7 protein-coding genes are annotated in these 10302 nt (G+C 61.7%); 4 read left to right on the forward strand and 3 right to left on the reverse strand.

The annotated features are described in order from the left end of the window. The first annotated feature begins 3 nt into the window (after positions 1–3). The 3 genes from glcF to F0M18_RS00980 all read left to right on the forward strand — a co-directional run bounded on the left by glcF (position 4) and on the right by F0M18_RS00980 (position 3466). Positions 4–1239 (forward strand): glycolate oxidase subunit GlcF, encoded by a 1236-nt coding sequence (gene glcF / locus F0M18_RS00970; protein WP_149609518.1) that lies wholly within the window; start codon positions 4–6, stop codon positions 1237–1239. Positions 1240–1301: 62 nt separating this feature from the next. After that, entirely contained in the window at positions 1302–2975 is a 1674-nt protein-coding gene (locus F0M18_RS00975) for an AMP-binding protein (RefSeq protein ID WP_149609519.1), read from the forward strand. After that, positions 2972–3466 (forward strand): GNAT family N-acetyltransferase, encoded by a 495-nt coding sequence (locus F0M18_RS00980; RefSeq protein ID WP_149609520.1) that lies wholly within the window; start codon positions 2972–2974, stop codon positions 3464–3466. Before F0M18_RS00975 ends, F0M18_RS00980 begins: the two co-directional genes overlap by 4 nt. Here F0M18_RS00980 and F0M18_RS00985 read toward each other — a convergent pair. Beyond that, on the reverse strand, positions 3463–4068 hold the full coding sequence (locus F0M18_RS00985; RefSeq protein WP_149609521.1) for a hypothetical protein: 606 nt from the start codon (positions 4066–4068) through the stop codon (positions 3463–3465). The genes F0M18_RS00980 and F0M18_RS00985 overlap by 4 nt on opposite strands. 21 nt (positions 4069–4089) lie before the next feature. Continuing rightward, positions 4090–4479, reverse strand: a complete 390-nt coding sequence (locus F0M18_RS00990; RefSeq protein WP_149609522.1) for a bactofilin family protein — start codon at positions 4477–4479, stop codon at positions 4090–4092. Between the two features lie 474 nt (positions 4480–4953). On the opposite strand from F0M18_RS00990, the gene rmf reads away from it, so the two are divergent. Beyond that, positions 4954–5157 carry a ribosome modulation factor gene (gene rmf / locus F0M18_RS00995; protein WP_149609523.1) on the forward strand — a complete coding sequence of 68 codons (204 nt, stop codon included), beginning with the start codon at positions 4954–4956 and terminating at the stop codon, positions 5155–5157. Positions 5158–5193: 36 nt separating this feature from the next. Here the strand turns inward: rmf and F0M18_RS01000 are convergent, their stop codons facing one another. Continuing rightward, entirely contained in the window at positions 5194–10068 is a 4875-nt protein-coding gene (locus F0M18_RS01000) for an NAD-glutamate dehydrogenase (protein ID WP_149609524.1), read from the reverse strand. Positions 10069–10302 lie beyond the last annotated feature (234 nt).

Consider the following 10302-nt stretch of genomic DNA (forward strand, 5'->3'; position numbering starts at 1 on the left):
GCCATGTATGTCGATCTGCATCCCCGCCTGCAACAGGACCAGGACGCCGTCGAGGCAAGCAAGCTGATCAGCGCCTGTGTGCACTGCGGCTTCTGCCTGGCAACTTGCCCGACTTACCTGGACGGGGGTGACGAACGCGACAGCCCACGTGGGCGGATTTACCTGCTCAAACAGCTGCTGGAAACCGGCACGGCCGGCGCGGCGACCCGCCGCCACCTGGACAGCTGCCTGACCTGTCGCAGCTGCGAAACCACCTGCCCCTCCGGCATGCAGTATGGCAACCTGCTGGATATCGGCCGCGGCATGATGGAGCGCGACGCACCGCGGCCACTGCCGCAGCGGGCGTGGCGAGGCCTGCTGCGGCAGGTGTTCTCGCGCCCCGCACTGTTTGCCCTGTTACTGCGTCCCGCACAGTGGCTGCGCCCGGCCCTGCCCCGCGCCCTGGCCGGCAAAATACCGCCCCGCCAGCAAGTGGGCGAGCCGCCCAGGGCACTGCACAAGCGGAGCATGCTGGTGCTCGATGGCTGCGTGCAGCAGGCCGCCACGCCGGCTACCAACGCCGCCGCCGCGCGGGTGCTGGACCGCCTGGCCATCAGCCTGGTAGCGGTGCGCTCGGCCGGTTGCTGTGGCGCCGTCAACTATCACCTCGGCGCGCATGAGCCCGGCCTGGACAACATGCGCCGCAATATCGATGCCTGGTGGCCGCAGGTAGAAGCGGGCGTTGAGGCAATCGTGTCCTGCGCCACTGGCTGTGGCAGCATGCTTGCAGAGTATGGCAAGGCGCTGGCGCACGACCCCGGCTATGCTCACAAGGCCGCCCGCATTGCAGCCCTGCACCGTGACATCGCCGAGGTGATTGCCGGGGAGGACCTGGCTGAACTTGGCCGCGCCGCCGGCACGCAGCGCATCGCCGTGCATGTGCCCTGCAGCCAGCAACATGCCCTGCGCCAGGGTGGGATGGTACAGCGCGTGCTCAGCAGCGCCGGTTTCGAGTTGAGCGTCACCCGCGACGATCACCTTTGTTGCGGCTCTGCCGGCACCTATTCGGTGTTACAGCCGCAGCGGGCCGGCCGCCTGCGCGAACGCAAACTGGCCGCACTCAGTGGCGACCGGCCCGACGTCATCGTCAGCGCCAATATCGGCTGCCAGTTGCACCTGGGTGAAGCCGCCGGCATACCGGTACGCCACTGGATAGAATTGCTCGACGAAGCTCTCGCCACGTCCGCGCCGAAAACATAAACCGTTGCCTGCGGGCCAGGATTCAGGTATTAACGCTTCACTACATAACAGGAAACCACACCATGACCCAAGCCGCTGACAAACTGGTCCTCCAGGCCGCCTTTGAGCGCGAACAGAAACACCCTCAACGCGTGTTCATGACCCAGCCCGTGAATGGCGAGGCCATCGACTACACCTGGGCCGAAACCATGGAACAGGCGCGACGGATGGCGGCTCACCTGCAATCGCTGGACCTGCCCCCGAACAGCAACATCGCGATGATCTCCAAGAACTGCGCGCATTTCATCATCGCTGAGCTCGCCATCTGGATGGCGGGCCACTGTACGGTGGCACTCTACCCCACGCTCACCGCGGACACCGTGCAATACATCCTCGATCACTCCGAGTCGAAGCTGGTGTTCGTGGGCAAACTCGACGGCTGGGACAACATGAAGGCCGGGGTCGATGATGCCCTGCCCAAGATTGCGCTGCCACTGGCGCCGGAAACCGACTACCCGAAGTGGGACGATATCATTGCCAACCAGCCGCCCATCAGTAGCAACCCCGAGTGGCCCGCCGAGCAACGCGCGCTGATCTGCTACACCTCCGGCAGCACCGGCAAGCCCAAGGGCGTGGCCCACTCCTTCGGCTCCATTTCCGCGCCCGCCTACCTGCAAGGCGAGGTGCTCAAGGTCAATGAGAGCGACCGCATTCTCTCCTACCTGCCCCTGGCCCACGTCATGGAGCGGGCACTGGTGGAGGCGGGCTCCATCTACCAGGGCGTGCACATTTACTTCGCCGAGGAACTGGACACTTTCCTGCAGGACCTGCGCCGGGCGCAGCCGACCCTGTTCATCAGCGTTCCCAGGCTGTGGCTGAAGTTCCAGTCCGGCGTATTCCAGAAATTCCCTGAGAAGAAGCTCGATCGCTTGCTGCGCATACCCATTCTCGGCAATATCGTGCGCAAGAAGGTTCTCGATGGCCTGGGCCTGGGCAGCGTGCGCCTGGCCGCCAGCGGTTCGGCACCTATCCCGGCTGACCTGATTCGCTGGTACGACAGGCTCGGCCTGAAAATCATGGAAGGCTACGGCATGACCGAGGACTTCGCGTACTCGCACATGTCCACCGACGACAGGCGCGCACCGGGCTATGTCGGTTCGCAGGCACTGGAGGTGAAATCACGCATCTCCGACAGCGGCGAAATCGAGATCTGGTCACCGGGCCTGATGATGGGCTACTACAAACAACCCGATCTTACGGCCGAGGTGATGACCGAAGACGGCTACTTCAAGACCGGGGACCGCGGTGTCTATGAAAACGGGCTGCTGCGCATTACCGGCCGGGTCAAGGAATTGTTCAAGACCAGCAAGGGCAAGTACGTCGCTCCGGTACCCATTGAGAACATGCTCAGTTCGGATGGCATGATCGAGCAGTGCTGTGTTGCCGGCTCGGGACGACCGGCCTGCTATGCGGTGGTACAGCTGGCCGAGGAACTGCAGAAAAAATACGATGATCCTGAGTTCCGCGCCCAGACCACCGCGCACCTGGAGCAGCTGTTGAACAGCGTGAACGCACAAGTGGAAGGCTACGAGAAACTGCAATTCATCGCCGTGGCGCGCGAATCCTGGCAGGTGGAAAACGACTTCCTTACGCCGACCATGAAAATCAAGCGCAATGTTATCGAGGGCGCCTATGAACCGCTGCTCGATGCCTGGTACGCCAGCGGCGATAAGGTGATCTGGCAAGACCAGGCGTGACAGCCGTTACCACCTACTACCTGGAGATGCTTGCCAGGGAGCAGCTGTGCCCGCAAAGCGATGCCCGCGGTGTGCAGGTGAGGGAAGCCAGGGTCAAGCAATACCCCTTCAATCGCTTCCTGTACAGCCTGGTCGGCGCCCCCTGGCAGTGGACCGACAAGCTGACTTGGAGCGACGAGCAATGGCAGGCCTATGCCGAGGCTGATGACCTGCGTACCTGGGTCGCATACAGTGACGGCGCCCCCGCCGGCTACTTCGAGTTGCAGAAACAGGGCACAGCGGTGGAGATCATGTATTTCGGGCTGACGCCCGCCTTTATCGGCAGGGGCATCGGCGGCTACCTGCTGAGCAATGCCCTGCAACAGGCCTGGGACTGGCAGCCGGTATCGCGGGTCTGGGTACACACCTGTTCACTTGATCACCCCGCCGCGCTGGCCAACTACCAGGCCAGGGGTATGCGGCTGTACCGGACCGAGGAAGAGAAAGCCTAGCCGCCCTTGCGCGGGCCGCCCGGACGCGGGCCGCCCGGCGCCCGCAACAATAGTTCGAGACGACTGTCCGCCAGTAACACCGAGCGTTCCACTTCCAGCCCCTGCAACAGCTGTTTAAGCCTGCCCTGCGGATGAGGCCGGTACCCTTCCAGGCGCCGCTCCCGCGGCCGCAGCCTCAGTTCGTCCTCGGCAACGATGGCGTACTTCCTGTCCCGTTGCTCACTGCGCGTATTGTGCACGCTGAAACAGTGCGCCCGGCCACCGGGGACCATGCGCGGGCGCAGCACGTCCATTACAGCCGTCACCGCGGCTTCGTCAAGGTAGTTGAAGATGTCCCAGAACAGGCAGATATCGAAGCGCACATCGTCCGCATACCACAGCAGTTCGCGCACGCGCTGCTGCAAGCTGTTGTCCTCGTCGTCGCTGCGCGACAGGGGTAGTTCGGCAAACAGGTCGTTGAAATACAGGCGGCAGGGGAAAGCGGAAAAAAATGCCACTGTCTCCGGCTGTACAGGCCCGATATGCAGCACGCTGAGGTGCCGCTCCTCCTTGAGAGCCTGCAACAGTCCCGACAGCAGCTGGCTTCCCTGCTGCTCAGTCATGGTGCTAACGGAATTCGTGCGTCAGCCGCTTTTCAGGTCCAGTTCCGGCGCTTCCGACTTGCTGTCCGCGGCCTTGGAGGCCAGTGACACCTTGGCCGCCGGTTCGCCTGGATCCATATCGATGGCGCCCTTGAAGATGGCCCCGTCTTCCAGTGTCATGCGCGGGGCAGTGATATTGCCACGCACGTTGCCTGACTTTGAGATAAGCACTTTTTCGATCCCGCGAATATCGCCGGAAACCTCGCCATCGATGCGCACGGTGCGCGCGGTGATGTCGGCATTGACCTTACCGGACTCACCCACGGTGACCTCGTGGGCGCCCAGATCGACAGTGCCCTCGACTTTGCCCTGAATCACCAGGTCCTCGTCTCCGGTCACGGTACCCTTGATTTCGATACTGGGTCCTATCATGGCGGTGCTCCTTGGCTTGGTCGTATTGTTGCTGGCCCCGGGGGCCGGGTTGGCGGTAGCAGTGGTCGAGGGCGCAGACCGCGCACTCTCCGGCTGTGCCGGGGGTGCCGACTGCTTATTCTTATTGCGTTCAAACATCGAATCATCACCTCGCTTGGAACGGGCGATTTATCGTACCAGCGACCTCTGACCGGAACCAGACCAAAGCGCACATTTCGCAACAATCCGGTCTCAGGTGGCGGCGAGCGATGAATTCGTTATATCGATCCGCGGCTATCAGAACAAAACGTTGTTGGCGAGAAGCGCCCGGCTTTGCTTAGATTAGGGTGTACCCGCGGGTACCCTTCGCTGTATTGCTTCGCTGTTAAAGTCAAATACACGCCAGAACAGACTCGAAACGAACACCGTACGCGGTGAGCGAGGCAGACCTCGCAGCCCCGCACGGAGATCACATCTCACTCGGAGGCAGTCTTTATGAGAAGACAGAAGCGCGATATGAATTCCAGGGCATTCGACAAGGGTTATCAGGCGGGCCTGGGTGGCCGCAGCCAGGAAGATTGCCCCCACGAAAACGATGCCCACCGCCAGGCCTGGATTTCCGGCTGGCGGGAAGGTCGCTCAGACCATTGGGATGGGCTCACCGGTGTATCCGGTGTGCACAAATTGCGCGCTGTCTAGGCTGCGGCGAGCCCCCAAAACTCCAGTAGCGCCACCCTAGCCCGGCCCCGTTGCGGGGCTTTGCGCGGCACTGCGCAAACTGCTTTGCGCGAGATCGAGCAGTTCCCGGTTCGCCACCGCAAACATGGCGAAGTCGGGCGCTTCGTTGGCATGCAGCTGTGCCAGCATGTCCTGCCAACGCTCCAGTAGCGCGCCCTGCTCTGCCTCCCAGCGCTGCAGGCAGGTCAGTAGATTGCCATCGTCGGGCAGGTACTTCAGTGCACCCACCGCCAGTGTGCGCTGCTGCCATTCCAGGTCTTCGAGATAGGTATCCCGGGCCAGGGCCTGCCATTCGTTCTCCACCTTGGAGGCGAGTATCTGCGCGCTGAACCAGTCGAGTTCAAGTCGTTCACCCATGAAGAAGTAAAGCCGCGCCACATCCTGCAGCGGCGCCTCGGTCTCTGTGGCCACCTGAATGATACCCAGCGCGGTGTAGGCCTGGTGCGTGCCGGCAACGCGGGCCGCCAGGTCCTCTCCCACACCCTGCTCCAGGTAGCGCTCGTATGTCGCCTGGTATTGCTCCGCCGTGCTACCACGCAGCATGTCCGGGAAGGCGTCGCCAAGGGCTTCCAGGCCGGCGCTGAACTCCTGTACGAGGGCTGTCGGCTTCAGCTCGTGCCGGCGATTCCGCAACAGCCAGCGCGTGCCGCGTTTCACCAGACGCAACAGCTTGAGCATCATATCCATCTGCACGTCGTTGCCGACCTTGTGATCCAGTAACTCGATCCAGTCCCACAATTCGCGCAGGCGGAACAGTTCCATGACCGTGATGTAGGCCCGGGCCACGTCCGCGGCACCCGCCCCCGTCGCACGTGCCTGGCGCAGTACAAAATTGAGCCCCATGCGGTTGATGATGTCATTGGCCAGTTGCGTCGCCATGATCTCACGGTGCAGGCGGTGGCTGAGTATCTCCTCGCCGTACTCATCGACCAGGCGCCCGGGGAACGCTGTCTTGACCAGGTCTGACAGGAAGGGATCGGCGCCCAGGTCAGAGTCGATCAACTCTTCCTTGAGAATGGCCTTGCTGTAGGAAATGAGGATCGACAGCTCAGGGCGCGTCAGCGGCTGGTTGTGCGCCCGGCGCTCGGTCAACTCTTCCTCGCTGGGCAGAAACTCAAGGGCGCGGTCGATGCGACCCGCTTCCTCCATGCTCTGGATGAGCCGGCGGTATTCCCCAAAGCGCTCCTCGGCCTGGCGCTCCACCAGGCTGATGGCCTGCACCTGGCGGTAATTGTTTTTCAGCACCAGCCGCGACACATCGTCGGTCATCGCCACCAGCAACTGGTTGCGCTGCTTTTCCGTCAGGTCGCCGCGGGCGACTACCGCGTTGAGCAGGATCTTGATATTGACCTCATGGTCTGAGCAATCGACGCCGCCGGCGTTATCGATAAAGTCGGTATTGGAGCGCCCGCCGGCAAGCGCGTATTCCACGCGTGCCAGCTGCGTCATACCGAGATTGCCGCCCTCGCCTACCACCTTGCAGCGCAGGGCCCTGCCATCTACCCGCAGGCTGTCATTGGCCTTGTCGCCGACGGCCACGTGGGATTCACTGGAGGCCTTCACGTAGGTGCCGATGCCGCCGTTCCACAGCAGGTCGACGCGCGCCCGCAGCAGGTGCGAAATCAGCTCGTTGGGTGTCAACTGCTGCGCTTCGATATCAAAACACTCACGCATCTCCTCGGAAATGGTGATGGACTTGGCGGCGCGGGAAAACACCCCGCCACCGGCCGAAATCAGCTCGCGGTTATAGTCTGCCCAGCTCGATCGCGGCAGGTTGAAGAGCCGTTCGCGTTCCTGATAGCTGGTCTCGGCATCCGGGTTGGGGTCGACAAAAATATGCAGGTGATTGAACGCCGCCAGCAGCCTGATATGACGCGACAGCAGCATGCCGTTACCGAACACGTCGCCGGCCATGTCGCCAATTCCCACCACCGTGAAGTCGGTGTTTTGCACATCCACACCCATCTCGCGGAAATGGCGCTGCACCGAAACCCAGGCGCCCTTGGCGGTGATGCCCATTTTCTTGTGGTCATAACCGGCACTGCCGCCAGAGGCAAAGGCGTCGCCGAGCCAGAAGTCATATTCCGCCGAAAGACCGTTAGCGATGTCAGAAAAGGTCGCGGTACCCTTGTCGGCAGCCACTACCAGGTAGGGATCGTCATCGTCCTTGGCGACACAGTGCGGGGGGCGAACTACCGACACCTCGCCCCGGTTATCCGTAATATCGAGCAAGCCGCGGATAAACATTTTGTAGCACTCGATGCCTTCCTGCTGCACCTCGTCACGGGACATGTCCGCACGCAGCTGGCGGGCGACAAAGCCCCCCTTTGCGCCCACCGGTACGATGACCGCATTCTTTACCTGCTGCGCTTTCACCAGGCCCAGCACCTCGGTGCGAAAATCCTCCTGGCGATCCGACCAGCGCAAGCCGCCGCGCGCCACCTTGCCGCCACGCAGGTGAACCCCCTCCACGCGAGGCGAATAGACATACACCTCGTACAGGGGCACGGGCCGCGGCATGTCGGGAATGGAGGCCGGCTTCAGTTTCAGGGAAATGTAGGACTTGAGGCCGCCGCCGGGTTCCTGCTGGAAGAAATTGGTGCGCTGCGTCGCTTTGACCAGTTTGACATACTGGCGGATGATCCGGTCCTGGCCCAGGTTTTCCACCTCTTCCAGGGACGTCAGGATGCGCTCTTCCACCGCCAGCTCGCGTTCCGCGCGCCAGTCTTCATCACCATCGAACACCGGTGAGAACCGGGTCAGGAACTGCTCCACGATTAACGCGGTAATGTGCAGGTGCTGCGCCATCGTCTCGGCAATGTAGTCAACGCTGTAGGGGAAATTGAGCTGCAGCAAATACCGGGCATAGGCCCGCAACAGCGCAATTTCACGCCAGTTCAGGCGCGTACCGATGAGCAGGCGGTTGAAGGAATCGCTCTCCGCCTCACCGAACCAGATGCGGGCAAAGGCGTCCTCGAACTCCTCTTTTACCTCCTCAAGGTCGACGTTGTCGGCCAGGCCGTACAACATGGTGAATTCCTGCACCCAGTAGCTCTCGCCACTTTGCGCCTGCACACCGTAGGGCCGTTCGCTGACCACCCGCAGGCCGAGGTTCTCCAGTATGGGCAACACGTCAGACAAGGGCAGGCTGGCGCCCTTGTTGTACAGGCGCAGGCGCAGGGTGTCCTCACCGTTTTCCAGTGGCCGGTACAGCGACATGGCCAGGCGTTCGCCGTTGACCAGGCGCAGGAACTTCTTGATGTCCACCACTGCCATCCGCGGGTCGAAATCATCGCGGTAGCCCGCCGGGAAGCCGCCGCCGAGTTGCACTGCGTACTGGTTGCCGTGTTCCTCGCCAAATTCTTCAATCAGGCGGTTGCGCAGGCGATCTTCCCAGTCCAGGGAGGCCTGTACTACCAGGTCTTCCAGTTCCTTGTCGTCGTAGTCGAGGGCACGGTCCGGATTCACCCGCAGAACGAAATGGCAGCGTACCAGGATCGACTCCGAAAAATGGGTGGTGAACTCCGACTCCTCCGCCTGGAAGGCATCGGTGAGAATATTGCCTATCAGTTCGCGCAATTCGGTGGTGTAGCGATCCCGGGGCACGTAAACGATACAGCTGACAAACTTGCCATGGATATCCCGGCGCACGAACAGGCGCGTTTGCCTGCGCTCCTGGATGCGGTTGATGGCATTCACCGTGCTGTACAGGTCCGCGATGCTGGACTGGAACAGTTCATCCCGCGGATAGAGTTCCAGCACCCTGGCCAGTTCCCGGGATTCGTGCTCCGCCCAATCCATGTGCGACATATCCATCACCGCCTGCACCTTGCGCCGCAGGATGGGAATGTACTTGGGGTGCATGGTGTACACCGAGGACGTATACAAACCAATGAAACGGTGCTGGCCGATCATTTCCCCCGCGTCATTGAACACCCGTGCTTCAACATAGTCAGGGTAGGTCAGCCGGTGCACGCGGGAACGCTCACGCGACTTGGAGAAACTCAGCTGCCGGCGCTGCAGCTCTTCTTCGGACATACCCGCCAGGTCTGTTTCCAGATCCTCGACACCACGGGTCTGGCGAAACCGCAACAAACCCAGGCGATTGTCCTGCGATGCGCTCACCACAGGCCGCTCGCCGGAGCGGTCCACGACCAGGTATTCATAGCCAAGCAGGGTCATGTGCTGCTGTCGCATCCACACGAAGAATGCGGCCGCCTCTTCGCGCAGGTCGGCGTCCACGCAGTCGCTGTCGCGAATCATCTGCACGGTGGCATCGAGGCGCTCTGTCATGGCCGGGAAGTCATCCACCACCACCGCCACTTCACCGAGAATATCCAGCAGCGTATGCCGCAGCTCGTCCAGTGCCTCCGGGCTGGAGTGACGCGCCAGTTCAAAGTACACCAGGGCCTCGCTGGGGCAATCCGCGTCGGTGTCTTCGCTGTGCCCGAGAATCTCAGCCAGCGAGCCATCCTGCGCACGACGCACCGCGAGGTTGGTACTGGCAATCACGCGAATCGGCAGGTTGCGGCGATTGATTTCGCCACGCACGGATGCGGTAATAAAGGGAATGCCGCGGCAATGAATCACCAGAATGGTGTTGTTACTTTCCCAGCCGTGCTTCTGCAACTCGGGGTTGAAAATCAGCAACTGCGGGCTCTCGTTTACCGGTTGGTCCATCAGCGACAGCAGGTGCACCAGGCAGCCGTAAAGATTGTCGATTGAGCGACCATGCATATCTTCGGCGGCGAAACGCCGATAAAACGTATCGGCAAGATTCTGCAGCGAATCCCGACGCGCGGGGTCAGCCTCTGCCTCGATACGCTGACCGAGTTCCGCTATCAGGCTGTCCTTGAACTTTTCCCACATCATTGCGTGCGCCCCCATCATTATCCATTGGCCGGCACTGGTGGCCCGCTTTGCTGCAAGTCTAGACCAAAGCGTCGCCCTTGCGTGACCCGACAGGAACTTTTACCACGGTGAAAAGTCACAGATTGCGCCGGGCATGGCAGCGCCCGGCCGGTTGCGTACAACCCCGGGACGTTGCGGGTGTAGACCGGTGATCAGGGTGCGCTACAATGCGTGCCTTCTCAATTTGACCAAACT

This window comes from Pseudohalioglobus sediminis (assembly GCF_008370495.1).
Lineage (GTDB): Bacteria > Pseudomonadota > Gammaproteobacteria > Pseudomonadales > Halieaceae > Halioglobus.

Coding starts and splice junctions, on each gene's coding strand:
- glcF (WP_149609518.1), top strand. CDS start 4: ATGTATGTCGATCTGCATCCCCGCCTGCAACAGGACCAGGACGCCGTC.
- F0M18_RS00975 (WP_149609519.1), top strand. CDS start 1,302: ATGACCCAAGCCGCTGACAAACTGGTCCTCCAGGCCGCCTTTGAGCGC.
- F0M18_RS00985 (WP_149609521.1), bottom strand. CDS start 4,068: ATGACTGAGCAGCAGGGAAGCCAGCTGCTGTCGGGACTGTTGCAGGCT.
- F0M18_RS00990 (WP_149609522.1), bottom strand. CDS start 4,479: ATGATAGGACCCAGTATCGAAATCAAGGGTACCGTGACCGGAGACGAG.
- rmf (WP_149609523.1), top strand. CDS start 4,954: ATGAGAAGACAGAAGCGCGATATGAATTCCAGGGCATTCGACAAGGGT.
- F0M18_RS01000 (WP_149609524.1), bottom strand. CDS start 10,068: ATGATGTGGGAAAAGTTCAAGGACAGCCTGATAGCGGAACTCGGTCAG.